The organism is Pseudomonas synxantha BG33R, assembly GCF_000263715.2.
Taxonomy (GTDB): domain Bacteria; phylum Pseudomonadota; class Gammaproteobacteria; order Pseudomonadales; family Pseudomonadaceae; genus Aquipseudomonas; species Aquipseudomonas synxantha_A.
The window spans coordinates 4,200,510-4,225,928 of record NZ_CM001514.1; the positions used below are offsets into that span (position 1 = coordinate 4,200,510).

28 protein-coding genes, 1 pseudogene and 1 riboswitch are annotated in these 25,419 nt (G+C 60.8%); of the genes and pseudogenes, 17 read left to right on the top strand and 12 right to left on the bottom strand.

Annotated features, from left to right (window positions below; all coding sequences use genetic code 11):
* Positions 1 to 103 precede the first annotated feature (103 nt).
* The gene (locus PSEBG33_RS09150; RefSeq protein WP_005789782.1) at positions 104 to 1,300 is read left to right on the top strand and encodes an amino acid aminotransferase; all 1,197 of its coding nucleotides are present in this window, start codon (positions 104 to 106) and stop codon (positions 1,298 to 1,300) included.
* A 101-nt stretch (positions 1,301 to 1,401) separates the two neighbouring features.
* The gene (locus tag PSEBG33_RS09145; protein ID WP_005789784.1) at positions 1,402 to 1,611 is read left to right on the top strand and encodes a hypothetical protein; all 210 of its coding nucleotides are present in this window, start codon (positions 1,402 to 1,404) and stop codon (positions 1,609 to 1,611) included.
* Between the two features lie 106 nt (positions 1,612 to 1,717).
* Here the strand turns inward: PSEBG33_RS09145 and ptrR are convergent, their stop codons facing one another.
* Positions 1,718 to 2,590 carry a putrescine utilization regulator PtrR gene (gene ptrR / locus PSEBG33_RS09140; protein WP_005789786.1) on the bottom strand — a complete coding sequence of 291 codons (873 nt, stop codon included), beginning with the start codon at positions 2,588 to 2,590 and terminating at the stop codon, positions 1,718 to 1,720.
* A 103-nt stretch (positions 2,591 to 2,693) separates the two neighbouring features.
* Here ptrR and PSEBG33_RS09135 point away from each other — a divergent pair, with 103 nt between their 5' ends.
* Positions 2,694 to 4,088, top strand: a complete 1,395-nt coding sequence (locus PSEBG33_RS09135; RefSeq protein ID WP_005789788.1) for an aldehyde dehydrogenase family protein — start codon at positions 2,694 to 2,696, stop codon at positions 4,086 to 4,088.
* A gap of 17 nt (positions 4,089 to 4,105) precedes the next feature.
* Here PSEBG33_RS09135 and PSEBG33_RS09130 read toward each other — a convergent pair whose 3' ends face one another.
* On the bottom strand, positions 4,106 to 4,411 hold the full coding sequence (locus PSEBG33_RS09130) for a protealysin inhibitor emfourin (protein ID WP_005789790.1): 306 nt from the start codon (positions 4,409 to 4,411) through the stop codon (positions 4,106 to 4,108).
* A 29-nt stretch (positions 4,412 to 4,440) separates the two neighbouring features.
* Complete coding sequence (locus PSEBG33_RS09125; RefSeq protein WP_005789792.1) at positions 4,441 to 5,502, bottom strand: M4 family metallopeptidase; 1,062 nt, start codon at positions 5,500 to 5,502, stop codon at positions 4,441 to 4,443.
* Positions 5,503 to 5,638: 136 nt separating this feature from the next.
* On the opposite strand from PSEBG33_RS09125, the gene PSEBG33_RS09120 reads away from it, so the two are divergent.
* The 4 genes from PSEBG33_RS09120 to PSEBG33_RS09105 all read left to right on the top strand — a co-directional run bounded on the left by PSEBG33_RS09120 (position 5,639) and on the right by PSEBG33_RS09105 (position 9,672).
* Positions 5,639 to 6,568 carry a DNA/RNA non-specific endonuclease gene (locus PSEBG33_RS09120; RefSeq protein ID WP_032803649.1) on the top strand — a complete coding sequence of 310 codons (930 nt, stop codon included), beginning with the start codon at positions 5,639 to 5,641 and terminating at the stop codon, positions 6,566 to 6,568.
* A 22-nt stretch (positions 6,569 to 6,590) separates the two neighbouring features.
* Positions 6,591 to 6,785: riboswitch (cobalamin riboswitch) on the top strand.
* A gap of 114 nt (positions 6,786 to 6,899) precedes the next feature.
* The gene (locus tag PSEBG33_RS09115; RefSeq protein ID WP_005789796.1) at positions 6,900 to 7,910 is read left to right on the top strand and encodes an ABC transporter substrate-binding protein; all 1,011 of its coding nucleotides are present in this window, start codon (positions 6,900 to 6,902) and stop codon (positions 7,908 to 7,910) included.
* Positions 7,907 to 8,911, top strand: coding sequence for a FecCD family ABC transporter permease (locus PSEBG33_RS09110; RefSeq protein ID WP_005789798.1), 1,005 nt, complete (start codon positions 7,907 to 7,909; stop codon positions 8,909 to 8,911). Before PSEBG33_RS09115 ends, PSEBG33_RS09110 begins: the two co-directional genes overlap by 4 nt.
* A complete protein-coding gene (locus tag PSEBG33_RS09105; protein ID WP_005789799.1) occupies positions 8,908 to 9,672 on the top strand; it encodes an ABC transporter ATP-binding protein in 765 nt (254 codons plus the stop codon). Before PSEBG33_RS09110 ends, PSEBG33_RS09105 begins: the two co-directional genes overlap by 4 nt.
* Positions 9,673 to 10,255: 583 nt before the next feature.
* Here the strand turns inward: PSEBG33_RS09105 and PSEBG33_RS09100 are convergent.
* Genes PSEBG33_RS09100 through tspO form a run of 3 tightly spaced genes read right to left on the bottom strand, consistent with a single transcriptional unit; the run spans position 10,256 to position 12,106 of the window.
* On the bottom strand, positions 10,256 to 10,747 hold the full coding sequence (locus PSEBG33_RS09100; protein WP_005789801.1) for a GNAT family N-acetyltransferase: 492 nt from the start codon (positions 10,745 to 10,747) through the stop codon (positions 10,256 to 10,258).
* Complete coding sequence (locus PSEBG33_RS09095) at positions 10,737 to 11,666, bottom strand: alpha/beta hydrolase (protein ID WP_005789802.1); 930 nt, start codon at positions 11,664 to 11,666, stop codon at positions 10,737 to 10,739. Before PSEBG33_RS09095 ends, PSEBG33_RS09100 begins: the two co-directional genes overlap by 11 nt.
* A complete protein-coding gene (gene tspO / locus PSEBG33_RS09090; protein ID WP_003192600.1) occupies positions 11,666 to 12,106 on the bottom strand; it encodes a tryptophan-rich sensory protein TspO in 441 nt (146 codons plus the stop codon). Before tspO ends, PSEBG33_RS09095 begins: the two co-directional genes overlap by 1 nt.
* A gap of 164 nt (positions 12,107 to 12,270) precedes the next feature.
* Between tspO and chrA the strand changes: the two genes are divergently transcribed.
* Positions 12,271 to 13,467: a chromate efflux transporter gene (gene chrA / locus PSEBG33_RS09085; RefSeq protein WP_005789803.1), complete on the top strand. Its 1,197-nt coding sequence runs from the start codon at positions 12,271 to 12,273 to the stop codon at positions 13,465 to 13,467.
* A gap of 67 nt (positions 13,468 to 13,534) precedes the next feature.
* Here chrA and PSEBG33_RS09080 read toward each other — a convergent pair whose 3' ends face one another.
* The gene (locus PSEBG33_RS09080) at positions 13,535 to 14,098 is read right to left on the bottom strand and encodes a nucleotidyltransferase family protein (RefSeq protein WP_005789804.1); all 564 of its coding nucleotides are present in this window, start codon (positions 14,096 to 14,098) and stop codon (positions 13,535 to 13,537) included.
* Between the two features lie 324 nt (positions 14,099 to 14,422).
* On the opposite strand from PSEBG33_RS09080, the gene PSEBG33_RS09075 reads away from it, so the two are divergent.
* From PSEBG33_RS09075 to PSEBG33_RS09065, 3 genes are read left to right on the top strand one after another with little or no spacing between them, the layout of a single operon-like run.
* Positions 14,423 to 15,763 carry a hypothetical protein gene (locus tag PSEBG33_RS09075; protein WP_005789805.1) on the top strand — a complete coding sequence of 447 codons (1,341 nt, stop codon included), beginning with the start codon at positions 14,423 to 14,425 and terminating at the stop codon, positions 15,761 to 15,763.
* 4 nt (positions 15,764 to 15,767) lie between these two features.
* The gene (locus PSEBG33_RS09070) at positions 15,768 to 16,259 is read left to right on the top strand and encodes a hypothetical protein (RefSeq protein WP_005789806.1); all 492 of its coding nucleotides are present in this window, start codon (positions 15,768 to 15,770) and stop codon (positions 16,257 to 16,259) included.
* A complete protein-coding gene (locus PSEBG33_RS09065; protein WP_005789807.1) occupies positions 16,256 to 18,484 on the top strand; it encodes a GMC oxidoreductase in 2,229 nt (742 codons plus the stop codon). Before PSEBG33_RS09070 ends, PSEBG33_RS09065 begins: the two co-directional genes overlap by 4 nt.
* Before the next feature lie 135 nt (positions 18,485 to 18,619).
* On the opposite strand, the gene PSEBG33_RS09060 is transcribed toward PSEBG33_RS09065, so the two are convergent.
* Complete coding sequence (locus PSEBG33_RS09060) at positions 18,620 to 19,066, bottom strand: GNAT family N-acetyltransferase (protein WP_005789810.1); 447 nt, start codon at positions 19,064 to 19,066, stop codon at positions 18,620 to 18,622.
* Positions 19,067 to 19,516: 450 nt separating this feature from the next.
* Here PSEBG33_RS09060 and PSEBG33_RS27605 point away from each other — a divergent pair, with 450 nt between their 5' ends.
* Together PSEBG33_RS27605 and PSEBG33_RS28900 are read left to right on the top strand one after the other, a co-directional pair.
* Positions 19,517 to 19,750, top strand: coding sequence for a DUF6124 family protein (locus PSEBG33_RS27605; protein ID WP_032803652.1), 234 nt, complete (start codon positions 19,517 to 19,519; stop codon positions 19,748 to 19,750).
* A 597-nt stretch (positions 19,751 to 20,347) separates the two neighbouring features.
* Positions 20,348 to 20,652 (top strand): annotated as a pseudogene (locus PSEBG33_RS28900) (transposase); the annotation flags it as partial.
* Between the two features lie 85 nt (positions 20,653 to 20,737).
* On the opposite strand, the gene PSEBG33_RS09055 reads toward PSEBG33_RS28900, so the two are convergent.
* Together PSEBG33_RS09055 and PSEBG33_RS09050 are read right to left on the bottom strand one after the other, a co-directional pair.
* Positions 20,738 to 21,196 carry a hypothetical protein gene (locus tag PSEBG33_RS09055; protein WP_005789815.1) on the bottom strand — a complete coding sequence of 153 codons (459 nt, stop codon included), beginning with the start codon at positions 21,194 to 21,196 and terminating at the stop codon, positions 20,738 to 20,740.
* 32 nt (positions 21,197 to 21,228) lie between these two features.
* Positions 21,229 to 21,597: an antibiotic biosynthesis monooxygenase family protein gene (locus PSEBG33_RS09050; RefSeq protein WP_005789817.1), complete on the bottom strand. Its 369-nt coding sequence runs from the start codon at positions 21,595 to 21,597 to the stop codon at positions 21,229 to 21,231.
* Between the two features lie 97 nt (positions 21,598 to 21,694).
* Between PSEBG33_RS09050 and PSEBG33_RS09045 the strand changes: the two genes are divergently transcribed.
* Positions 21,695 to 22,159, top strand: coding sequence for a MarR family winged helix-turn-helix transcriptional regulator (locus PSEBG33_RS09045; RefSeq protein ID WP_005789819.1), 465 nt, complete (start codon positions 21,695 to 21,697; stop codon positions 22,157 to 22,159).
* A gap of 165 nt (positions 22,160 to 22,324) precedes the next feature.
* On the opposite strand, the gene PSEBG33_RS09040 is transcribed toward PSEBG33_RS09045, so the two are convergent.
* A complete protein-coding gene (locus PSEBG33_RS09040) occupies positions 22,325 to 22,840 on the bottom strand; it encodes a GNAT family N-acetyltransferase (RefSeq protein WP_005789820.1) in 516 nt (171 codons plus the stop codon).
* A 119-nt stretch (positions 22,841 to 22,959) separates the two neighbouring features.
* On the opposite strand from PSEBG33_RS09040, the gene PSEBG33_RS09035 reads away from it, so the two are divergent.
* Positions 22,960 to 23,454, top strand: a complete 495-nt coding sequence (locus PSEBG33_RS09035; RefSeq protein WP_005789822.1) for a GNAT family N-acetyltransferase — start codon at positions 22,960 to 22,962, stop codon at positions 23,452 to 23,454.
* A gap of 6 nt (positions 23,455 to 23,460) precedes the next feature.
* Here PSEBG33_RS09035 and PSEBG33_RS09030 read toward each other — a convergent pair whose 3' ends face one another.
* The gene (locus PSEBG33_RS09030) at positions 23,461 to 23,694 is read right to left on the bottom strand and encodes a hypothetical protein (RefSeq protein WP_003192651.1); all 234 of its coding nucleotides are present in this window, start codon (positions 23,692 to 23,694) and stop codon (positions 23,461 to 23,463) included.
* A 160-nt stretch (positions 23,695 to 23,854) separates the two neighbouring features.
* On the opposite strand from PSEBG33_RS09030, the gene PSEBG33_RS09025 reads away from it, so the two are divergent.
* Both PSEBG33_RS09025 and PSEBG33_RS09020 read left to right on the top strand, forming a co-directional pair.
* On the top strand, positions 23,855 to 24,397 hold the full coding sequence (locus PSEBG33_RS09025) for a GNAT family N-acetyltransferase (protein WP_005789824.1): 543 nt from the start codon (positions 23,855 to 23,857) through the stop codon (positions 24,395 to 24,397).
* A gap of 32 nt (positions 24,398 to 24,429) precedes the next feature.
* A complete protein-coding gene (locus PSEBG33_RS09020; RefSeq protein ID WP_005789826.1) occupies positions 24,430 to 24,684 on the top strand; it encodes a hypothetical protein in 255 nt (84 codons plus the stop codon).
* Positions 24,685 to 25,419 lie beyond the last annotated feature (735 nt).

Genomic DNA, 25,419 nt, shown 5'->3' on the forward strand with positions numbered 1-25,419 from the left:
CGCGGTGATGGCCTCTATACTAGCTCCCCGTTTGTGCACCGCTCTAGTGCATTCGGCTGGAGCGCGACACGTCCCTCCCTTCCCCCATAGAGCTGCCGCAAAAATGAGCCTGTTCTCCGCTGTCGAAATGGCACCACGCGATCCTATCCTGGGCCTCAACGAAGCATTCAACGCCGATACACGAACCACCAAGGTCAACCTTGGCGTGGGCGTTTACTGCAACGAGGAGGGGAAAATTCCACTCTTGCGTGCCGTTGCCGATGCGGAAGCCATTCGCGTGGCGCAACACGCCGCCCGTGGCTACTTGCCGATCGACGGTATCGTGGCCTACGACCAGGCCGTGCAGAAGCTGCTGTTTGGTGCGCAGTCGCCCCTGCTGAGTGCCGGCCGTGTGATTACCGCCCAGGCCGTCGGCGGCACTGGCGCGCTGAAAATCGGCGCCGACTTCCTCAAGCAACTGCTGCCCGACGCCGTTGTTGCCATCAGCGACCCAAGCTGGGAAAACCACCAGGCGCTGTTCGAAAAAGCCGGTTTCCCGGTGCAGACCTACCGTTACTACGACGCGGCCACCCATGACGTGAACCGCGCCGGTCTGCTCGAAGACCTCAACGCCCTGCCACCACAGTCCATCGTGGTGCTGCACGCCTGCTGCCACAACCCGACCGGCGTCGACCTGAGCCCGGCCGACTGGCAAGACGTGCTGGACGTGGTCAAGGCCAAGAACCTGGTGCCGTTCCTCGACATGGCCTATCAGGGCTTTGGCGACGGCATCGACGAAGACGCCGCCGCAGTGCGCCTGTTCGCTGAGTCGGGCCTGACCTTCTTTGTGTCCAGCTCGTTCTCCAAGTCGTTCTCGCTGTATGGCGAACGCGTAGGCGCGCTGTCGATCGTCAGCGAGTCCAGGGAAGAAAGCGCGCGCATCCTGTCCCAGGTCAAGCGCGTGATCCGCACCAACTACTCCAACCCGCCAACCCACGGCGCAGCCATCGTTGCCGCAGTGTTGAACAACCCTGAGCTGCGCGCCCAATGGGAAGCCGAACTGGCCGAAATGCGCCTGCGCATCCGCGGTATGCGCGAGCAGATGGTGGCCGAGCTGGCCAAGGCTGCGCCAGGTCATGACTTCAGCTTCGTCGGTCGCCAGCGCGGGATGTTCTCCTACTCCGGCCTGACCGTTGAGCAAGTCACCCGCCTGCGTACCGAGTTTGGCATCTATGCACTGGATACCGGGCGTATCTGTGTAGCGGCGCTGAACCAGTCGAACATTGGCGCGGTAACCAAGGCGATTGTCGAGGTGCTGTAAGCCGGCAAGCGTTAGACGAAGGGGGAAGCCAATGGCTTCCCCCTTTTTATTGGCGAACACACTAGACTGAACGCCGACTGCCTCCTTGCTGCGAGAACCCTATGAGAAACGATGACCTGGATCTGCGCGCCGACCGCGACGAATTGCACGACTACGCCCCACGCGCACCGCAAGCCAAGCGCCAGAAAAGTTTGGTGCTGCAAGTGGCGTTAGGTGTATTTCTTGGAGGGTTGGCTTTATGGCTGGTGCAACTGGGTGCAACGGCGATCATGGCCAAACTGGCGATGGGCACCCTGCAATTTGGCGGCTGATGTAAGACACCTGTGGGAGCTGGCTTGCCTGCGATAGCGGTGTGTCATTCAATGAATCTTTAACTGAACCGCCGCTATCGCAGGCAAGCCAGCTCCCACATTTGATCTACGGTGCTGGTAGATTGCGTTCTTCCAGCAGTTTTACAAAGCTGTTCAAACTCTGCGATACCGTGCCCCGCCGCCAGATCAGCCAGGTATTCAAGATACGGAATGTGTCGGGCAGCGGCCACACGCTCACCGCCGCACACCCCGGCATACTCTCCAGCATACTGCGCGGCATCAGCGCCAGCCCGGCCCCGGCGCTGACACAGGCCAACATGCCATGGTACGACTCGATCTCGAAGATCCTGCCCGGCACCGCGCCATCCTGTGAGAACCAGCGTTCGAAGTGATGCCGGTACGAGCAGTTGGAGCGAAACGTATAGATGTTCTCGCCATTCACATCCTGGCCGCGGGTGATCGGCGCGTGATGCAGTGGCGCAATCACCACCATCTCCTCCTCAAACACCGCCACACCCTCCAGCGTGGAATGCAGCACCTGGCCATCAACAAAGGCCGCCGTCAGCCGGCCCGACAGTACGCCTTCGATCATGGTGCCCGAGGGGCCCGTACTCAGGTCCAACTCCACCTTGGTGTATTGCTGGTTATACGCCGCTAGTAACGCCGGGATACGCACGGCCGCCGTGCTCTCCAGCGAGCCCAAGGCAAAGGCGCCCTGGGGCTCCTCCCCCGCCACCGTGGCGCGGGCTTCCTGTACCAGATCGAGAATACGCCGCGTGTAGCCAAGGAAATTCCACCCCGCCGGGGACAAACGCAAGCGACTCTTCTCACGGATGAATAACTCCACGCCCAAATCCTGCTCCAGTTGCTTGATGCGCGTGGTGAGGTTCGACGGCACCCGATGAATCAACTGCGCGGCGGCGCTGATGCTGCCTTGTTCGGCAACGGCCTTGAAGATTTCCAGCTGCACCAGATCCAAGTCATTCTCCATTCATGAACGTATCGCTTAATATTATTCAGTTTCCAGAAAATATACAGCCCCGTACGCTGGCCATCATTCACTCTTTCAGCCGGACGGTGCCATGAACAACGCTATTTCCCACCAGACCCACGCCTTGTCGATCAACCCCGCCAACGGTGAAACCGTTGCCAGCTACCCCTATGAAAGCGCAGCACAACTGGATGCCGCCCTCACTCGCGCGACCGAAGCCTTCCGTACCTGGCGCCACACCCCGGTGAACCAGCGTGCCGACTATCTGCTGGCCCTGGCTGCCGCCCTGCGTGAGCAAGCTGAAGACATGGCGCAGATGATCACCCTGGAAATGGGCAAACCCATCGCCCAGGCCCGCGCCGAAATCGAAAAGTGCGCGCAACTGAGCGAATGGTACGCCGCCCACGGCCCGGCCATGCTCGCCCCGGAGCCCACCCTGGTGGACAACGGCAGCGCCCGGATCGAATACCGCCCACTGGGCCCGATTCTCGCGGTGATGCCGTGGAACTTCCCGGTGTGGCAAGTGCTGCGCGGCGCCGTGCCGACCCTGCTCGCCGGCAACACCTATGTACTCAAACATGCGCCCAACGTAATGGGCAGCGCCTACCTGATCCAGCAAGCGCTGCGCAAAGCCGGTTTTGCCGAAGGCGTGTTTGAAGTGATCAACGTGACCCAGGACGGCGTGTCCACCGCCATCGCCGACCCGCGCATCGCCGCCGTGACGCTCACCGGCAGCGTGCGCGCCGGTATCGCCATCGGCTCACAGGCCGGGGCCGCGTTGAAAAAATGCGTGCTGGAACTGGGCGGCTCCGACCCGTTTATCGTGCTCAACGACGCCGACCTCGACGCCGCCGTACAAGCTGCCGTCATCGGCCGCTTCCAGAACAGCGGCCAGGTCTGCGCCGCCGCCAAGCGCTTGATCATCGAAGCGGGCGTGGTTGAAGCCTTCACTGCCAAATTCCTGGAAGCCAGCCGCGCCCTGGTGATGGGCGAACCCACCTCGACCGCCACCTATATCGGCCCCATGGCGCGTTTTGATCTGCGTGACGAACTGCACGGCCAGGTCCAGGCGACCCTGGAAGAAGGCGCCACGCTGCTGTTGGGTGGCCATAAAGTCGCGGGCGCGGGCAATTACTACGAACCGACCGTCCTGGCCGACGTCACCGACCAAATGACGTCGTTCAAACAGGAACTGTTCGGCCCCGTGGCGTCGATCATCACCGCCCGCGACGCCGAGCACGCCGTGGCCCTGGCCAACGACAGCGAGTTCGGCCTGACGGCCAGCATCTTCACGGCCGACGCGGCAAAGGCGCGAGCGATTGCCGACCAGCTGGAAACCGGCGGGGTCTTCGTCAACGCGTTCAGCGTGTCGGACCCTCGGGTGGCGTTTGGCGGCGTGAAGAAAAGCGGGTTCGGCCGCGAGCTGTCGCACTTCGGTGTACGCGAGTTCTGCAATGCCCAGACGGTGTGGCTGGATCGTAAGTAGCCTGCCAGCCTTGGCGCTCAACAATTAATATGTCGTCGCACGCACTGCACCAAACCATCCAGGGCCTGGGGTTTTACCGGCGCGAGCACACAGACCGTGTGCTCGCGCGCTCCCTCCGTCACTGTCAGGGTGTAATGCACCTGGCCGGGGTTGCCTGGTTCAGGGCGAGTGCTTTGCGGCAACCGAAAGAAACCCGAGTCTTCGATCAGTTGCCGCAGCTCCTGCTGGTCCTGCTCGGGCAACGCGTCCAGTTCGACGCTGCGCGGTTTGGCCAACCCTGGAAAAAACGCCGCCCCGCCGCTTTCCTTGATTGAAATTCGCATGGCTGTTCCTCGCCGCACAGGCGGCTTCGTCAAACGTTAATGCCCACCGCTTTCCAGCCTGCCTTGACCGCCTTCTGCTCATCCTTGTTTACGCCATAAAGCTGACCGGCAATATCATGGGTGATACGCGCAAAACGCAAAAAGCCGGAATTGGGCCGCAGCCGCGAATCGCGCAGTGCGTCATACCAGATCCGCCCTGCACGCTCCCAGGCGAACCCGCCAATCTTGGTGGCCACCTGATAGAACGCGTGGTTGGGAATGCCGGAATTGATATGCACGCCACCATTGTCCTCGTAGGTTTGCACAAAATCATCCATATGCCCCGGCTGCGGGTCTTTGCCCAGCAGCTTGTCATCAAAGGCGGTGCCCGGGGCTTTCATCGAACGCAGAGCGGTGCCTTTGATCTTTTTGGTAAACAGCCCCTTGCCGATCAACCAGTCGGCGTCCTCGGCCGTTTGCTTCAGCGCGTACTGCTTGATCAACGAACCGAATACATCCGACAGCGACTCGTTCAGCGCGCCGGACTGGTTGAAGTACATCAGCTTGGCCTCATCCTCGGTCACGCCATGGGCCAACTCATGGCCAATGACGTCGAGCGCCACGGTGAAGCGGTTGAACAACTGCTGGTCGCCATCGCCGAACACCATCTGGGTCGAATTCCAGAACGCGTTGTTGTAGTCCTGGCCGAAGTGCACCGTAGCGTCCAGCGCCATGCCCGCATCGTCGATGGAGTTGCGGTCGAATACCTGGTCAAAAAAATCGAAGGTGGCGCCCAGGCCGTCATAGGCTTCGTCTACTGCGGCATCGCCACTGGCGGGCTGCCCTTCGCCGCGAATCAGCTTGCCAGGCAGGCTGTCGGTGTTTTCGGCGCTGTAGATCGAGCGCTGTTTCTCGGCGCCCACGGCCAGCGCCATGCGGGCCGGGCCCTTGGCGGGTACCGCGACCATACGCAACGAGCGGAACGTGCTGTCCTTGGCGCGCGTGCGTAATGCGACCTCCCGCTGGGCTTTATCCCCGTGGCGGGCGATCTGGTCGAGCATGTACGGTGGGATCAGGCAGAAAATCGGGTTGCGCGGTTGGCGAACACACATGAGCTGGCTCCTTTTTGGCGTGTGATGAACGTCCGGGTAACGGTTTTCAGGATAGCCCTGTGTTCGCCACCTGGGCCAAATTGTCATGAGTTTGTGTTTCAGTGGTGTTTATCCGAGGCCCATAAGGAACATGCCCATGCCCGCCCGCACAGCCAAAATCGACCTTTCCCACCGCCCAAGGCTCGCCGACCTGCGCCCATTGGTCGCAGCCAGCCCCAGCCTGCTGGAAGCCAGAACCGCGACGCCGCGTGTCACAGCGGCCAAGGACTTCAAAAACCGCGCGGGCTATGCCGACGATTTCCTCAGCGACTTCGTGGTGCCATGGCCCACGGTTGGCGAGCCGCTGGCAAGCGACGTGCAACCCAAGCGTCTGGACTACACGCATTTCTCCATCACCATGTCGCGCTCCCGGCGATTGGCGCTCTACGTGGGGGTCAATATCGACGGCGCCAAGCATGTGGACATCACGCGCAGCAACGACGCCTGGGCCTACGATGGCCGCCTGCCTCTGGACGCCCAAGCAGGTGAAGACCTCTATGCCGGCAATGGCCTGGACCGCGGCCACCTGGTACGGCGCCAGGACCCCAACTGGGGCGACGAGGCGAACACCGCCAACTTCGACACCTTTCACTTCACCAACTGCTCGCCCCAGATGAGCGGCTTCAACCAGAAGACCTGGCTGGAACTCGAAGACTACATTCTCGACAACACCCAGCGCTGGAAAGCCCGCGCCACGGTATTTACCGGGCCAGTGTTCGCCGATGACGACCGACTTTACCGTGGCGTAAAAATCCCCAGGGCGTTCTGGAAAGTAGTGGCCTACCTCAGCGACGATGGCAAACCGTCCGCCAGCGCCTACATGATTGACCAAAGCCGCGAGCTGGGCCAACTCGACCTGGTATTCGGCCCGCTTCGCACCTACCAGCGCAGTGTGATTGCGATCGAACAACTGACCGGCATCCGCTTCGCCAACCTGGCCGACTACGACGGGTTCAGCAACGAAGAGCGCGCCACAGGCACCCGGATCGAAGCGCTGATCCGCGGGCCGCAAGATATTCGACTCTGATTCGCGCCTACAGGGTGTGATCGCTTACCATATCGCCGCCGGTTCCCGTATGGGACTAACAGGGAATTCGAAACGCCGCACGCGACGTGAACCGAAACTGCCCCCGCAACTGTAGATGCCGAGCCTGCTCCCCACTGCCACTGGACCGCGTCCGGGAAGGCGGGAGCAAGGCGACGACGCATCAGTCAGGAGACCTGCCGGCCCAGCTAATTCACTAACCGGCGGGGTGTCCGGGAAGGACATCCTGGCCCTGCCCATCAGCAGCGTCCATGGGCGTATTTCCGAGCCGTACCTCCCCTGCTGCACCTACGGTTCACAAGGAGATCGCCTCATGCTGCCACGCGTTACCGCCCTGATCGCAGGCTTGGGTATGTGTGCCCTGGCGCAAGCCGCGCCCACTCAGTACCCGTTGACCGTGCAAAACTGCGGCAGCACCCTGACCTTCCAGCACGCCCCCGCCCGCAGCGTGACCATCGGCCAGGCTGCCACCGAGATGCTCTACGCCCTGGGCGTGGGCGACAAGGTGGTCGGCACTTCGCTGTGGTTCAACAACGTGGCGGCGCAGTACAAGGCCCAGGACGACCGCATCGAGCGCCTGGCCAACAACGAGCCAAGCTTCGAAGCCGTACTCGCCAAGCGCCCGCAACTGGTGGCCGCCGAGCTGGAATGGGTGGTGGGCCCCCAAGGCGTGGTCGGCACCCGTGAGCAGTTTCATGAACTGAAGATCCCCACCTACCTGTTGCCGTCCGACTGCGAAGGCAAGGACAACCTGGTGGGCGCCGATGGCACCCGGTTGGAGCCCTTTCGCATCGAGACGATCTACCAGAGCCTCCAGCAACTGGCGCAGATTTTCGACGTACAGGATCGCGGCCAACAACTGGCCGACGAACTCAAGGCGCGCCTGGCCAAATCCGTCGCTACGGCGCAGGGCAAAGGCTTGAAGCAGGCCAGCGCACTGGTGTGGTTCTCCAGCGCCGAAATGGCCAGCGACCCTTACGTAGCCGGCCATAAGGGCGTGCCGCAATTCATGCTGCAAACCCTAGGCCTGCGTAACGTCGTGCAGTCCGATGAAGAGTGGCCCGCCGTGGGCTGGGAAACCATCGCCAAGGCCAACCCCACCTTCCTGGTGATCGCTCGCATGGACCGCCGCCGCTACCCGGCCGACGACCATGAAAAGAAACTCGCCTTCCTGCGCAGCGACCCGGTGACCCGCAACATGGACGCGGTCAAGAACAACCGCATCATCATCCTCGACGCCCTGGCGTTGCAGGCGAGCCTGCGCACCTTCGAAGGCCTTGAACAACTGGCCGCCGCCATCGACGGCTACGACCTGGGCCAATGATGCGCAGCCTACTCGCCCTGGCGCTGCTGTTGCTCGCCCTGCTTGCTGGCGTCGCCATCGGTGAAACCGCCATCGAACCGCAGGTGGTGCTGCAGGTGCTCGCCAATAAACTCTGGGGCGCGGGCTTCGTGCTGGACCCCATCGACGAAGGCGTGGTGTGGAACTATCGGCTCACCCGGGCCCTGGTGGCCGCAGCCTGCGGCGCAGGGTTGGCAACGTGCGGCGTGATCCTGCAATCGCTGCTGCGTAATCCGCTGGCCGATCCGTACCTGCTGGGCATCAGCGCCGGCGCGTCAACCGGCGCGGTACTCGTTGCCTTGATTGGCGTGGGCGGTGGTTTGGTGTCGTTGTCGGCAGGCGCGTTTGTGGGGGCGATGGCGGCGTTTGCGCTGGTGACGCTGCTGGCGCGGGCCAGCGGTTCGTCCAGCGGTACCGGGCAGATCATCCTCGCGGGCATCGCCGGCTCGCAGTTGTTCAATGCCTTGACCGCGTTCCTGATCACCAAGTCGGCCAGCTCCGAACAGGCCCGCGGTATTATGTTCTGGCTGCTGGGCAACCTCAGCGGCGTGCGCTGGCCGTCGGTGTGGTTGGCGGTGCCGGTGGCGGTCGTGGGGCTCGCGGTGTGCCTGTGGCACCGTCGCGCACTGGATGCGTTTACCTTCGGCAGCGACTCGGCGGCCTCCCTCGGCATCCCGGTGCGCCGCGTGCAATTTGTGCTGGTGGCCTGCGCTGCGCTGGTGACGGCGGTGATGGTGTCCATCGTCGGCTCCATCGGGTTTGTCGGCTTGGTGATTCCCCATGCGGTGCGCCTGTTGCTTGGCACCGGGCATTCGCGCTTGTTGCCGGCCAGCGCCTTGGGTGGCGCGCTGTTTTTGATCGCTGCGGACGTGCTGTCGCGCACCCTGATCAAGGGCCAGGTGATTCCGGTAGGTGTGGTGACCGCATTGGTGGGCGCGCCGGTGTTTGCGCTGATCCTGATTGGCCGGAGGAATGCGCGATGAGCGTGCTCAGTTGCAGCGGCCTGGGCTTCAAAGTGCGTGAGGCGCAGTTGCTGCGCGACATTGACCTGGACGTGCAGTTGGGTGAAACCCTCGGGATCGTCGGGCCCAATGGTTCAGGCAAATCCACCCTGCTCAAATTGCTGGCTGGATTACGTGTGCCGGCCAGCGGCGATGTTCGCCTGGGTGGCAAGCCGCTCGGTGAGTTGTCGCGCCGCACCATCGCGCAACAGCTGGCGGTGGTGGAGCAACAGGCCGACACCGACGACGCCATCCGCGTGTTCGACGCCGTGGCCCTGGGCCGCACGCCGTGGCTGTCTGCGTTGAGCCCGTGGTCGCGTGAAGACGATGCCATCGTGCACCAGGCCCTGCACGACGTAGATGCTACCCACCTGAGCCAACGCGCCTGGCGCAGCCTCTCTGGCGGCGAACGCCAGCGCGTACACATCGCCCGCGCCCTGGCGCAACGGCCGCAGATTTTGTTGCTGGACGAGCCGACCAATCACCTGGATATCCAGCATCAACTGGCGATCCTCAAAGGCGTGCAAGGCTTGCCGGTGACGACCTTGATTGCGCTGCATGATCTGAATCAGGCGTTGACCTGTGATCGCCTGGCCGTACTGGATCGCGGAGAACTGGTGGCGCTGGGCGCACCGCTGGAGGTGCTGACGCCACAGCGCTTGCAGGAGACATTCGGGGTGCAGGGGCATTACCTGACGGACCCGTTCGACGGTGCGCAGATCCTGCGCCTGCGCTCCAACTGAAACCGTGGGTTGTAACAGCGGACGGTAACCACGATGCGAAGCGAGTCGCTCTTGATCTGCTTTTGATCTTAGGCGCCCCGTTAAACCACGCTGGCCGGAATTCGACAGGGATTTGGGGGGTAAACCGGCAGGGATGCCGGTTTAGCCGCCCCGCGCCATGGATGGCGCGTGGCGGCGGCCCCCCAAATCCCTGTCGGATTACGGGCACACCGAGCCTAAGCGAGGTGCCGAGTGGTGGGGCAAGAGCGTTTTGCTTACTTTTGCGCTTTTCAAAAGTGAGCCGCCGTCAGGGCGGAACCCTAAGTGGCCGTTACCTAAATAACGGATATGTACGCGGTCAAATCCAACATCCCGGTCGGCTGTCAGGCCGTCTTCGCAGGCAAGCCAGCTCCCACATTTGGATCGCGCTGCGTCAGTTAGAACAGCGCCGGCTATCCGGTCGTCACGGGAGCAAGCTCCCTCGCCACAGGTCCAGCGTCGCACCAAAGTTGTGTAGATACCTATGCCCCGATGAGGGAGTGTCAGCAAATACATCGGTGACTGGCCCACTGCCATCGGGGGCAAGCCCCCTCCCACATTGGTTCTACAGAAGTCGGTGCATATGGGTTGTCTGCCATATCGGGTCGGCCTCGACATCCACCACTTCGAACCCCTGCCGCCGCCAGAAATCAATCGCGCCGGGCAGAAACGGATGGGTGTGCAAGTACATCACCTCCACGCCATCCGCCCGCGCCAGCGCCTCCAGCGAGCGGTACAACCGGCCCGCCAGGCCCAGGCGGCGCACTGCCGGGAGCACATACAGGCGCACCACTTCCACCGTCTTGCGCCCCTGGTAGTTCAACTGCGGGAAGCGGCCGTCGTAGGGCCGATAAGCCACTGCGGCAACGATTCGACCTTCGGCACGGGCAATCAAAAACCGCCCGCCGCCCTCAAGGTAGATGGCTTCAAACTGCGCCAGATCCTGGGGTACTCCGGTGGCACTGAGCGTTGGAAACAGTTCATCACGCGCCTGCAAAGCGAAGCTCAGCACCTGGGGAATATCAGCGGCCTGCACCGCCTCGATACTAACGCTCATCGCCAAGGATCCGAGCCGTTATCCACTGGCGAGCGTAAGCCAACACGCGATCGGCCATCGCCACCGGAAAATGAATAAACCCATGGGCCGCTTCCGGCAACAGATGGGCCTCAACCGCTGCCCATCGCTCGGCGATAAGCAGGGTGTCATCCTTGAGCGGGTCCAATTCGCCCACGAACATCAGCGCTGGCGGCAGCCCCTCAAAGTCCCCATACAAAGGGGACAACGGCGGCTGCCGGCGCGCCTCGTCGCAGATCCCCGGCGTCAGCAGGCGCAGCGCCTGGACCATGCCCGGACCGTCCAGCAACAAGGTGCCCGTCCCGGCCGTGCGCACACTGGGCGTGCCGGTCAAATCGTAGACGCCGTAATACAACACCGCGCCGCTTACCCGCTGGAGCAACTCGGGCCATTGCTTGAGCGCCAACAAGGTGGCCGCCGCCAGGTGCCCGCCGGCCGATTCACCGACGAAAAACACCGGCAGGCCGGCAAACTCCGGGCAGTCCGCCAGGAGCCAGCGCGCAGCCGTCAGGCAGTCGTCCAGCAACCCTTCGATCGGCGTATCCACCGCCAGCCGATAATCCACCGACACCACCGCCACGTCGCACGCGTTGACCATGCCGAGGTTAAGGTCGTCATCCATTTGCGCATTGCCGATCACCCAGCCACCGCCGTGGATATCCAGCACCACGCCTTTGGGCTTGCCACTGGGGCGCAAGATGCGCACGGGCACCGTGCCCAGCCTTTTCAGCTCAACCACGGGCGCCTTCTTGAACGTCTGGCTGGCGCGTAGCAGTGCCTGGATCATGCGCGGCGTCACGCGGTTGCGGACTTTAAAGCGCGGCATCCACGCCAGTTTCTGATTGAAGCGGCGCATCTGGGCCAGTTCGGGCTCGCTGGCGGGCCAATGCTGGTAAGCCATCAGCGATTATTACGCAGGATCGAGAAGTTCAACGCCGCAGCCACGCATAGCCACGCCAGATACGGGAACAGGATCAGCCCGGTAATCAAATCCAGGCGCACGGCCAGCACCACCATCGCTGCCACGGTGAGCCACAAGAGCACGATAATCACCATCCCGGCGAACAACCGATGAGCACCGAAGAACACCGGCGTCCACAGCGTGTTCAATGCAATCTGCGCCGCCCACAAGGCCAACACCATTTCGCTGCCGGGGATCAGGGTCAAGCGGTAACCGGCCCAGGCCAACAGCAGGTAGATGATCGTCCATGCCACCGGGAACAGCCAATTGGGCGGGGTAAAGCTGGGCTTGACCAGGGATTCGTACCAGGCACCGGGTTTGAAGATCACGCCGGTACTGGCGGCGGCGGCGCAGGCGAGCAGGAAGATGAAAAAGGTCATGGTCGGTCCTTGAGGTCCTGTGGATGGAAAAACAATGCACTGCTTTGAGTGACTCAAGCAACCGCGGATAAATTCAATGGGAGCAGCAAAATACCCGCTCTTCTGCGCGTCATGAAAATTGGTTATGGTCGCCAACATCCAGCATCGTTGCCCGAGACGCCCCCTTGCCCAAGCTTGCCGATCACCGCAGCAGCCCCTGGTCAGTGTTCCTGATCTTCCTGCGCCTGGGCCTCACCTCCTTCGGCGGGCCGATTGCGCACCTGGGCTATTTTCGCCAAGAGTTCGTCAGCCGCCGCCGCTGGCTCAGCGAGCGCAGCTATGCCGAACTGGTCGCCCTGTGCCAATTCCTGCCCGGCCCGGCCAGCAGCCAGGTCGGTATCGCGTTGGGCCTGTCCCGCGCGGGTTACCGGGGCGCGGCGGCAGCCTGGGCGGGGTTCACCTTGCCGTCGGCCATCGCCCTGATCCTGTTTGCCCTGGGGCTGGCCCACTATGGCGGCGCCCTCCCCCCTGGCGCGCTGCACGGCCTCAAGGTCGTCGCCGTAGCGGTGGTGGCCCAGGCCGTATGGGGCATGGCACGCAACCTGTGCCGAGGCGTTTTACGGGGGGCGTTGATGTTGAGCGCCGCGTGCGTGGTGCTGCTGCAACCCTCCGCCTGGGCTCAAGTCGGAGTCATGGTGGTCGCAGGCGTGGCCGGCCTGTTGCTGTTCAAACCCGAGAGCAGTGCCGAGCCCGACGCGCTGCCCATCGCCATCAGCCGCCGCACCGGAGCGCTGTGGTTGATGCTGTTTTTGTTGTTGCTGCTGGCCTTGCCACTCCTCGCCGCGTGGGCGCTCAACCCCACGCTGGCGCTGGTGGACGCCTTCTACCGCAGCGGCGCGCTGGTATTCGGCGGCGGCCACGTGGTGTTGCCGTTGCTGCAAGCCGAAGTGGTACCCAGCGACTGGGTCAGCAACGATGTATTCCTCGCTGGCTACGGCGCCACCCAGGCCGTGCCCGGCCCGCTGTTCACCTTCGCCGCCTTCCTCGGCGCCTCCATGACCCATGCCCCGAGCGGCTGGCTTGGCGGCGTGATCGCCCTGCTGGCGATCTTCGCACCGTCGTTCCTGCTGATCTTCGGCGCCTTGCCCTTCTGGGCCAACCTGCGCAGCAGCCCGCGCACCCAGGCGGCGCTGGCCGGGGTGAACGCGGCGGTGGTTGGCCTGTTGTTGGCGGCGCTGTACCAGCCGGTGTGGACCAGCGCGATTTTCAATGTGTATGACGTGGCGTTGGCGCTACTCGCACTGGTCGCGTTGATGGTGTGGAAGCTGCCGCCATGGCTGGTAGTAATAGGTTGCGGTGTACTGGGCGGGTTACTGGCCTAAGATAGCGCAGACAATCAGCTCCCTCGCCACAGGACAGCGCAGCGTCTTAACTGACCGGCATTGGGGCTCAGCCAGGCTCGACAATCTTGAGCCACGGCCAACGCGCCTGATAACTCCTGGCCTTGTGCAAAAACAGCTCCGGCTCCGGATGCAAAGGGTTGATGCGCAAGACACCCTGCTCCACATCCTCCAAGCCATAAGGCGCATACACCTCGCCCGAGGCAATATCCAACGCAATGCACGTACCCGCCACCAGGTAACGGTCAACCCCCTGCCGAGCCGAATACAACTGCGGATAAGGCCGGCCAAACCGCTGCCCATACCAAAGGTGCACCCGCGCCTGATTCTTGACCTCTACATTCACGCCCAGGTCCTCAAATAGCGCCTGTGCTCGGCGAATCACCGCGTCCTCCGCCTCGTAGGACACATCCTCATCAAAGTAAAAAACGTCGTAGTCCTTCACGCCCTGAGCAGCCGGCAGATTCGCCTGATGGTTCCACACCGCCTGGAACAGGCAGCCCGCCGTGAGCATGCACTGCTGCACACCCAGATCCGGCAGGCGCGCGGTGATTTGCGCATTGATCGGGTTAGCCATGGCCAATTCGAGCAAGGTGTCGACAGTCAATGTCATGTTCAGTCCTCCATCGTCAGCGCCAACCATAACACCCGAATATGGCACTTCTGTAGGAGCGAGCTTGCTCGCGAAAAACTCAAACGATAACGCAGCGCCTGAAGGCAAAATCCGATTCCCCTGCCGCACCTTGCTCCATCGCCTGCGCGTGCATCTGCCGCCGTGCGACGATCCTGCTTATCCCTACCTTTAGTCGGATATTCCTGAGGGGCCTGACGCAACGGCTAGCCTTCAGCCTAGCGTCAGGAATAACGCTGAATATTCGGTCCATGAAGGGCCAGTACGCCTCATCGTCCCGACGCGTTACCTGCTGAGGAGACGATAATGAAAATAACCCTGAAACGGTTGGCGTGCCTGGGTGCAAGCTTCACCAGCGCGCTCGCCATGGCCGATGCGGCCACACCACCCGTGCTGTCACCTGCGATTCCCTTCGACGTCACGACCAACTCCCCCATCACCCTGGACAGCCTGCAACACGATTTCGACGTGCTGTCGTGGCAGACTTTCGTCGCCCTGAACTGGCCCGCCAACGCCGACGGCAGCGCCAACACCTCGGCGAAAATCGGCGCGCCGGGGCAGACGGTTTGGGAGTCGTGGAAAGAGAGCTACGCGATTTTCCTACCCCAAGGCCAGAAGCCGCTCGCCTGGGACCAGCACACGCCGCCACCCGCCGCCTGCCAAGGCAAGGGGAACCTGCCCGTGCTGCAACAGATGGGCAAGGTCGCCGGTGTGCTCGACGAATTCATCCAGCCGTTCAAGACCGGCCCGCTGGTGGACCAGAACGGCACCTACACGCGCAACGCGATCATGGTCAACCAGCCGATGTTCGACGACATCGTCAGCAAGGGTCTCTACAGCAAGGAAGGTCAGCAAGCGTTCCTGAGCAAGGCCGACAACCGCATCGCCTTCTCCTGCGGCTCGCAAAATGACAAGCAGGTCGGCGCGATCATGGTCAAGTCGGCCTGGAAGGTACTTGGCGGCAACGACAATCCACAGGAATTCCACGCCGTCGACGCCCTGGTCTACACCCCCGGCAACACCGACCCGAACACAGGCGCGGTGATCCCCGAGTCGTGCAGCGCGCAGAAGGTCGGGCTGGTCGGCCTGCACATCGTGCACAAGACCAAAGAAGCGCCGCAGTGGGTATGGTCGAGCTTCGAGCACGTGCGCAACGTGCCGGAAGAGACCACACCGATGAACGAGCGCAAGGGCCCCTACCTGTTCTACGACGCCCAGGCCAGCAACCGCCCGGTGAATGAGCCGCCAGCGCGGCCGTGGGACCCGTCGAAGAAGGCCGCACCATCGCAGATCGTACGGGAAATCCCGCTCACCGCCGCGACCCACCAGCTCAACGCGCAGTGGCAAGGCGCGCTCCAGGGCACGGTCTGGGCCAACTACCAGTTGATCAGCACCCAGTGGCCAACCGCCCCCGCCGATGACTGCAAAGTACCGTCGCCGACCAACCCGCTGGGCACGCCTGCGCCGAACTTCCTGGCCAACGCCACGCTGGAAACCTACAACCAGGGCACTACGCCGCAAGCTTCATCCAGTTGCATGGAGTGCCACAACAACGCGACCACCCGGGTGACCCAGTCCCCGCGCACCAGTTTCGCCGATTTCACCTTCCTGCTTGAACGTGCCCAATCCACCGGTGCCAAGGAGTGATGCCATGAGCGACCCGAACCTGAAGAACTTCATCGACCTGTCCGCTGTGCTCACTGGCCTGTCAGCCAAACTGCTGGCGCCTTCGGTGGACCCGATCAACCTGCCGCCGCTGTTCTTGGCCACTGCCCAGCAAGGCATGGGTACCGCAGCGTTCAGCAACCTGCTGACGCTGTACGCCAGCGTCAAGGACCAAACGCCTGCGCAAATCGCCAGCGCCGTACTCGGCAGTTCGGACGCGCAGATCGCCCAGGGTGCCCGCTCGATCATGAAGCTGTGGCTGCTTGGCAGCTGGTACCAGCCTTATGACCAGGGCAACGCCCACAAGGGTGACGTTCGCGTGGTCTCTGACCAGGCCTACAAGGAAAGCTGGGCGTGGAAGATCGCCCAATCTCACCCTATGGGCTACAGCCAGTACCACTTCGGCTACTGGAACGAGCAGCCACCGACCCTCAAGCAATTCACCGGTGTCGACGCCAAGGCAGGGCAGCAGCCATGAGCACTCTAAACACCCAGAACATCGAAACCGCCGATGTAATCGTCGTGGGCGCCGGCATGGCCGGCAGCGTCATGGCCTATCAGTTGGGCCTGGCTGGCTTGAAAGTGCTGGTGCTCGAGTCGGGCCCGGCGATACCGCCCAACCGCAGCGAGTACCTGGAGCGCTTCTACACGGCCGTGCTCAAGGCGCCCGAGTCGCCCTACCCACCGGAGCAGTCCGAGCAGACCCCAGCCAAACAGTTCGCCCCGCGAGCGACTATCCAGGACTTGATCACCGCCGGCAGCGACGACCCGAACAAGGTGCAGAAGAGCTACCTGGTACAAACGGGCAAGCAACTGTTCGCCAGCACCTACGAGCGGGTAGGCGGCGGTACCATGTGGCACTGGATGGGCACGGCCCTGCGCCTGTTGCCCAACGACTTTCGTATGCAAAGCAAGTACAAGGTCGGGGTCGACTGGCCGATCAGCTACGACGACCTGCAGACTGCCTACTGCCGCGCCGAGGAAGAGATGGGCGTGTCCGCTGATGTGGCGTCGCAGACCTACCTGGGCGTGACCTTCCCGCAGGGCTATCAATACAGCATGCACGGCATCCCGCCGTCGTTGGTCGACCAGGGCGTGGGCAAAGCCGTCGATGGCACGCAGTACCAGGGCATCACCCTAAAAGTGCGGCAAACTCCAGCCGGGCGCAACTCGCAGAACGACAACGGTCGCCGGGTATGCGCCGGCAACACCAGCTGCACGCCGATCTGCCCGATCCAGGCCAAGTACGACGCCACCGTGACCATGGCCAAGGCACTGGATACCGGCAACGTGCGGATCCTCTACCAGTGCGTGGCGAGCAAGGTGCAGGTCGATGCCCATGGGGTCACGGGGATCGATTTCATCCAGTACCAGAACAACGGCACGCAACAGAACGGCACGGCTCAGGGCAAGCGCTACGTGATCGCCGCCCATGCGATCGAAACGCCGAAGCTTCTGCTCAACTCGACCAGCCCGGACAGACCCAACGGCGTGGCCAACAGCAGCGGCCAGGTCGGCAAGTCGTTGGCCGACCACCCGGTGTACCTGGCCTGGGGCCTGATGCCCGAAGGCAAGCCGCTGTTCCCGTTCCGTGGGCCGTTGTCCACCTCGGGGATCGAAGACATGCGCGATGGCCCGTTCCGCAGCCAGCGTGCCGCCTGGCGTATCGAGATCGGCAACGAGGGCTGGAATTGGTCGGCGAATGATCCGTACGCCACGGTCTGCGATTTCATCGACGGCACCAACAAAGGTGGCGCCAACCCTGATAAAAAGACGTTGTCCGGCGTGGAGCTGGTGCGCCAGCTCAACAGCGTGCTGACCCGCCAGTTCCGTCTGGCCTTCTTGATCGAGCAGGTCGAGAAAGACCCCGACAAAGCGCTGTGCCGGGTAGAGAGAGCCAAGGGGTTCACCGACGGCTTGGGCCTGACCAGGCCGCAGATCGCCTACGAACTGTCCGACTACACCAAGGAGGGCTTCAAGCAGGCGCGCCTGGCCGCCACGCATATCATCACCAAGCTGATGGGCGCCACCGAACTGACCAACCTGAACCCCAAGCTCGACCCAAAGCTCGGCGCGCAAACGATGTTCGAATACGACCACCAGAACTACGCGTTTTACGGTGCTGGCCACCTGATGGGCACCTACCGCATGGGCTCGGACCGCAGATATTCGGTGGTGGACAAGGACCAGCGCAGTTGGGACCACCCCAACCTGTTCCTGGTCGGCGACGGCGTGTTCCCCTCCACCGGCACCGCCAACCCGACCCTGACCATCACTGCGCTGACCTTCCAGGCCGCCGACGTGGTCGCCAGCGATCTGCTCAAGCGTACCGTGCAGGTGCAGGCCAACCAGGCCTGGCAAGGCACCGGCGTGCAGGTCAACGGGCATAGCTGGCAACTGGCGGTGTGCACCGGTGGGCAGTGGACGGCCAACCCGGGCACCGGCATGGTCGGCGCGGCGGGCCACCCAGGCCTGACCGCCAAACCCGGCTATACCTTGCCCGGTCAACCGGAAGGCGCGTTGATCGGGCGTATCGGCCCCAGCGGCGCGCCGTTCCTGGTGGGCAACCAGGCGCAATTGCCGCGTGGCCAGCAGGGAGAGCTGCAATTGTGCATCAACGACGATCTGGCCGGGCGCTACGGGGCTGGCCTGAGCGATAACAGGGGCAGCCTGTCGGTGGAGGTGCGTTTCGGGACGGTGTAGGCGTTGGCGTAGCAACCCCGCAGTGCTGCGGCGAGGCCGCAGTGTTGTGCGGTTGCTCTCTCAATCCCGTCACTTACAAGCTATCGGCCACGCCTAACGCCGTGAGCCATTGCCATTGCCATTGCAGCCAGTGCCTCAGAAACCGCCAAGCCGCATGATATGAGTCGCCTGAGCATCATCTGTTCGCTTGAAGCCACAGCGCTCATAAAAGGCGCTTCCTTCAACCGTATCCGTGAAAAGACGCACGACCTGAAACCTGAGAGCGGCACGTTCAACAAGCGCCTTTACCAGCGTCTGTCCGACGTGTTGCCCCCTTGACGAAGCGGCGACGTACATCCGTCGCAGTCTGGCCACATTATTTTCAGCATAGGGATCAACTGAAAGACCTCCGATGCCTATCAGTTGCTGATTCAAATAGGCCGCCATCAGACACTCGCCTGGTGCATCAAAGCGGTTTGCTCCAGAGTGCCATTCGTTAATCAGACGAGTGAGGAACCTGAAACCCTCCCCAACGGCTTCCTTTTCCAGCGCTTGTATCTGGCGCGGAAGGTGTGTGATCCGTTGAACCTCATATCGTTTCATCCATCCCTGCCTCCAATATGAACCTCGTTCAATGCTAACAATTTCGTTTGAGGTGATGAACACTGCAAGGTCACTCCTGTAAGAGCGAGCTTGCTCGCGAAAACCCCAAACGATCACGCAGCGCCTGAAGGCAAAATCCGATTCCCCTGCCGCACCTTGCTCCATTGCCTACGCGTGCGTCAGAATCCGCCGGCTTGTGCGCTGAGGTGGCCGTCTCTAAGGTGGCTCGGTCGCTGAATTGTTCAGTGATCGGGTTTAGTAGCCTGAGCTTGGGTATCGATAAGTGCATGAGTTTCACCAATCAGACGGTGTCTGTGCTTGATGGTGGCTGTGCGTAGGGCGTCTTCGGGCGCGCCGGCTTTAGATATCCACCGGTCTACTAACCTGCGTACAGCTGCCACCCACTGTTTAGTAGCGGAAAGGTGGTGGCCTCACTCTGGATGTCTACTCATGTCAAAAGCAGATTCAACAACGCTTTTCGCCGTTGCCCCCAACGCCAGCAACGAAACCCTCATCACCAACAGCTATGAAACCTTCACCAGCGTCAGCACCCTGCTGCTCGACCTGTCCGAAGACCTCAACGGCAAACACCGCGACATCGCCCTCGCCATCCACCAACTGAGCGAACTGGGCGTACTGCTTACCGCCAGACTCCTCGACCGCGAAGTGCCGTGCCCTGGCTGATGATCAGTTCTTCAATTCATTAGGCCGATGACTCGCCGCGTCGTTGTAAGCCATATACAACGACTCGGCGATTTGGCGCTTGATGACTTTGGTGGATTCAGCCTCGGCACAAAACCCTCTGCGATGACGAGAGCGGCGACTGCTTTCGGCCCAGAGTGTGTAAATACTTAGCAGAAACGTGCGGCACTAAGGTAAAGCTAGTCTGTAGGGCTCAAACCGAAGGGATGCCGTCGAATGACGGGATATTCTAGAACCAGTGTGCGTGCATTTTCGAAAGAAATTCAGGGGTAATCGGCAGACTGGATGCTGAACCGATGACCGAGTCGATCCCGCACTTCGGACACAGAGCGGTGCTATCTAGATCAACCCACTCAGTGATTTCTGAGGGCGAAAACACACCTAAGCAGTAAAAACAGCCACAGTGATCGCTTCCTTCAATTTGAGTACGGTGATTTGTAGAAAATAGGTGCGCTGAAATCACATCCATGGGCAGGTCCTTAAGCTCCAAATTTACTAGCATTACTTTCTTGCATCAGAGTACATCAAGAGTCTTCCAACGTTGCTACGATTGCCCAAAGTGATAACGGAGGATTGCCTATGAAACGTTTCATCCAAGGTGACTATCGCGGACAAAGCACCCTGCTTCCCGAAGCCTTGACGACTACGTCAGTGATACCAATCCGGTTCGCGTAGTCGACGTCTTTGTCGACGAACTCGACTTAGTCAATTTGGGGTTTGATAGCGCTATTCCTGCTGATACAGGCCGACCTGGTTATCACCCTGCGATCCTGCTGAAGATCTACATCTACGGCTATCTCAACCGAATTCAGTCGAGCCGGCGCTTGGAGCGAGAAGCCCAGCGTAACGTTGAATTGATGTGGCTGACCGGGCGTTTGATTCCAATCGAAAAGGGGACGGATTTATTTTCCTAGAAATAAATCCGTCCCCTTTTCCACTCTTTTAGACAAGCAGAAACAAGTATTCAGCTTACTGTCTGTGACGTGCAACCCGCAGCAGTCGGCCGCTGAGGCGCAGGCCGTCACGCATATTCAACCCCATTAATGCGAGATTGGTGGCCCCTGCGATCAGTTCGATTACCTGTACGAGGTAAAAACGCGTATCGAAGCTTCCCGCCGACGCCCATTGGTTAAGCACAATGGCGCACGGCATCAGAACCAGCAGGCCATTGGCGGCAATGAATGGCATACGTTTCTTCTTCAAAGCGACCAGTCGTCCTTGTCGTTTCCGACTCATTAGCACTCCACTTGCACCGGTCGCAATCATTGTCGGTACCAGTATCCAAAGCCCGGGACTCACGATCAGGTGCTTGAGTGAGGCTATCGAATGTCCGGATCCGATGAGCTCGACAAAAATAGTCGACAGAAAAAAGGTGGCGATGCACATCAGTGCAAGCGTGCTGGAGATCAGATGTAATCGTCTAAGCATTTATCTAATACCGTCAGACAGTTAGTTAATACTCAGGCCGTGCAGATGTTCGACACCGCTACCTTGGTGAACAGATGCGGCATGGCCAAGGCACTTGAGGGATACCGCGCCAAGGCATTGGTGAATTCTGGATGATTGAAAGCATCGCGAAACCGCTCTACCGATTCCCATACGGCGTAATTCAAGAACATGTTGCTGCCACCGATGGCCTGATGGAGCTGCGTGGAGATGAAACCGGCACGTTGTTTCATCCAGTTGGCATCCAGCTCCCATGCGCAAAGGAGGTCAGGTATATCGTCTGCGTCGACAGTGAAGAGGTTGATCAATACCACTGGAGCTTCGCTGCAATGCAGCTGCTGAGTGATGGGCACGATCGGATCAAGGGGGCGAATAGAAAGCATGGCGACCTCTATATTGTAATCATGATGACAATTTGGTTTTCAAGTTCCAAACCTACTGCGATTGACATCATGGTGTCAACGTGGAAGGATTCGCGCCATGAAAAAGACAAACTACACCCCCCCAGGACGCGCCATGAGCGATCTGGTTCTTGAGATCTTTCGAGCAAGTGCGCGTCTGCTTACTGCAGGCGATCGACTCGTCGCAGAGCTAGGTCTGACAAGCGCCCGCTGGCAACTACTGGGTACTATTGTGTACGCCGAACGAGCACAACCGGTTTCATGGATTGCTCGCGACATGGGGGCAAATCGGCAAAACGTTCAGCGGATCGTTAACGATCTGGTGAAGGATGGACTGCTGGAGTTTCAGCCGAACCCGCACCACCGCAGGGCGCAGTTGGTTGTCCTGACTGACGCTGGAAGAGAAGCATTCGATCTGGCGATGAATCTTCAGACGCCCTGGATTAATGAGCTGGCGGAGGGGTTGGACATCGATGCTATCCAGACTACCCATCAGGTTCTAAACCACCTGCGCAATAGGCTTGAGGAAGACCAGGCCGACTGACCCGGCCAGCCCCGGCATAATCGAGCTTGTCAAAAGCTCAGGCAACAAAAGACCGGATCAGCTTGTAAACGGTGCTCACGGACGTCCGCTTCTGGTCGATATCAGCCGGTCACGAGGGGCAGCCCTCGGCCAAAGGCAGGCATCCGGACAGCCTGATTCCCAGGGTTAAACCCCCGGTATCTGATACACAACCGAATCATATTTCTCCGCCATCTGCCTCTCGATGACCACTCCCCCCAAAGCTTCGGCAATACGTCGACTCGCACGATTCTGCGTCGCAACAGGGTAGATAAAGTACTTTGCCACCACCCACTGGCTAGCCCACTGAACAACCGCCCGCACCGCTTCACCACCAAACCCCAACCCATGTTTATCTTCACGGATCCAGATACCCAACTCCGGTATTTCACTGCCGGTATGGTGCAACCCAACCAAGCCGGCAAAACGAGCATTCCCCCGCTCCCTGACCGTGAACACGATGTCGCTGCCATCCGCTATCGCAGGCAGCCACTGCCCCCAGACGTGCGCGTACTCTTCCAGTGAGGCAGGCGGTTCCCAGGACATGTAGCGAGTCAGAGACGCGGTGATACAAGCGAAGGACTCAACAGCGTCCTGCTCACAGAAGGGCTCGATACTCAGGCGTTGCGAGAGAATGCGGATTGGGTGGGTGTCCACTGGCATTGCAATTTCCTTCCTGGGGGCCGTTACTCCATTTATGCCGTGAACATACCATGCGGGTCGCTTCATCAGTATCCGGCTCCCTATACTGGGCCCCCAGGATGGTAGTTGGAGCACACAATATGCCCGTCGCACCCAATCAAAACTCCCCCATCATTTTGGTCCCGGTTCAACAAAGCGACTTGGATAATCTGGTAGCCATTCGAATCGAGGCCATGCGCGAAAGTCTGGAGCGTGTTGGGCGGTTTGATCCGGTCCGTGCGCGGGAGCGGTTTCTTGGCGGCTTTGAAGCTCGCAATACACGCTACATCGAGGCAGCTGGAGAGCGGGTGGGTTTCGTAGTGGTCAAACATCACCCCAATGAACTCTTGCTCGACCACTTGTATGTAAGGCCGAGCGCGCAAGGGTCAGGGGTAGGGTCTGCTGTTCTCACTCAGGTTTTCAAAGAGGCGGATGCGGCGGCGCTTCCTTTAAAAGTGGGTGCTCTCAAGGAAAGCGCTTCGAATCGCTTTTATACCCGCCATGGCTTCCAGTTCATCGAAAGCAGTGAATTCGACAATTATTATGTTCGTCAGCCTATTCCGGCGATTGGCGCTCATTCCGGAACCATGGGCTGACGTGCACTAGCCCTTCAGTTCACCAGCCCGATTGCTCGCCGCGTCGTCATACGCCACGTACAGCGACTCTGCAATTTGGCTTTTGATCGCCTTGGTGGCCTCCAGCCCCAGCACAAAACCCTCGGCTTTACCGCCAGCGCGGTTAAGTTCTTCATGGGTGGAGGCGCCAGTAATGGCGTCAAGCAGCTTGGCGGCGTGGGGGCCGACGCCTTTGGGGAGGGAGATCTGGTCGATGGACATTATCGCTACCTTGAAAAATGGAGTTCGGGAGCGAGTGGAACCACTGCCGGGGCTGGCATGGTAGACCTGTTTGCCATGAAAGGGGTCGCTTTACGCGCAGCGGCGCTATTCTTTGCGGCTACGCAGTGAGGTGGGGCCATTGATCAATCTGGAGGGGCTTATGGAGTATTGCGTTGAGGGCTACTGCCTTCGGCCTTTGTCACGTGACGATTTCGAGAAGGTCAGCCGTTACGAACGCGTCAACCGCAGGCATCTGCAACCCTGGGAGCCGCTCAGGGACGAGGAATACTTCACCACTGGCAACGCCAGGGCCAGGGTCGAGCAGCAGGTAAACAATATGCACGCTGGCAACGCTCTGTGTTTCCTCTTGCTTGAACCCAAGAGCGGAGAGGTTCTAGCGCGGTGTAACTACACGAACATTGTGAGGGGCGTTTTTCAGGCCTGTCATCTCGGCTTCTCATTGGCGGAATCTGCCCAGGGTCGCGGCTTGATGAAAAAAACACTTCAGGTCACCAACCGTCACTGTTTTGAGCAACTGGGCCTTCACCGGATCATGGCCAATCATTTACCCCGCAATGTGCGAAGTGAGCGCCTTCTGGAGTCGCTGGGGTTTGAAAAGGAAGGACATGCGCGAGCCTATCTGAAGATTGCTGGCGTTTGGGAGGACCATACGTTGAGGTCGTTGATCAACTCTGAAGAATAAGCGCACCACCCACCCTACTCAGGAAAAAGCTGATGTCTACCGAGCCCCTCTGCCTGGTTTTTGTCCCCGCCCTTGCCGCCGTGCTGACGGCCGCCGAATCGAAAAAAGGCGCCCCCCTAAACGAAGTCGAAGTCTGCGATCTCCGCGACCAGGCCACTTGCATTGCGGTAACCTTCTCCACCGCGTTGGCGATGGAACAAGAACGGGGTTACCCGGATATCGTTGCCGAGGACTGCTGGAATGAGTGGCAACGCTTGCGTACCGCGCTTCAATCGCGCCCGCTCTGATCAGCATAGGTATCCAGACAACTCTGTAGCGCTCAACGGCAACCACGATGCGAAGCGAGCCGCTCTTGATCTTGATCTGCTTTTGATCTTGATCTCAGGCGCCCCGTTAAACCACGCTGGCCGAACGCAGGCTTGAATTCGTGGGTAACCCGGCAGGACGCCGGGTTAGCCGCCCCGCGCCATGGATGGCGCGTGGCGGCGGCCCACGGATTCAAGACTGTGTTCGGGCACACCGAGCCTAAGCGAGGTGCCGAGTGGTGGGGCAAGAGCGTTTTGCTTACTTTTGCCTGGGCCGGCATTCCGGCTTTTCAAAAGTGAGCCGCCGTCAGGGCGGAACCCTAGGTGGCCGTTACCGCAGGAATGGATATGTACACGGTATAGCTGTGTCGCCTATAAGGCCGCCTTCGCGAGCAAGCCCGCTCCCACAGTTTGATTGCGGGGTGTCCGGTAGATTGGCGTCGGCTGGCAGGCCGCCATCGCAGGCAAGCCAGCTCCCACAGTTGATCGTGGGGGGTCAGGTAGATTGGCGTCGGCTGGCAGGCCGTCTTCGCAGGCAAGCCAGCTCCCACATTTGGATTTCGGAGCGTCAGATGGATATGCGCCGGCTGTCAGGCCGTCACGGGAGCAAGCTCCCTCGCCACAGATTTAGCGTCGTGCCGAAGTTGCGTAGATACCTATGCTCTGATCAGCCTATCGGCTGACGCCCCACCCCACTCCCAGGATTCACGGACCTCC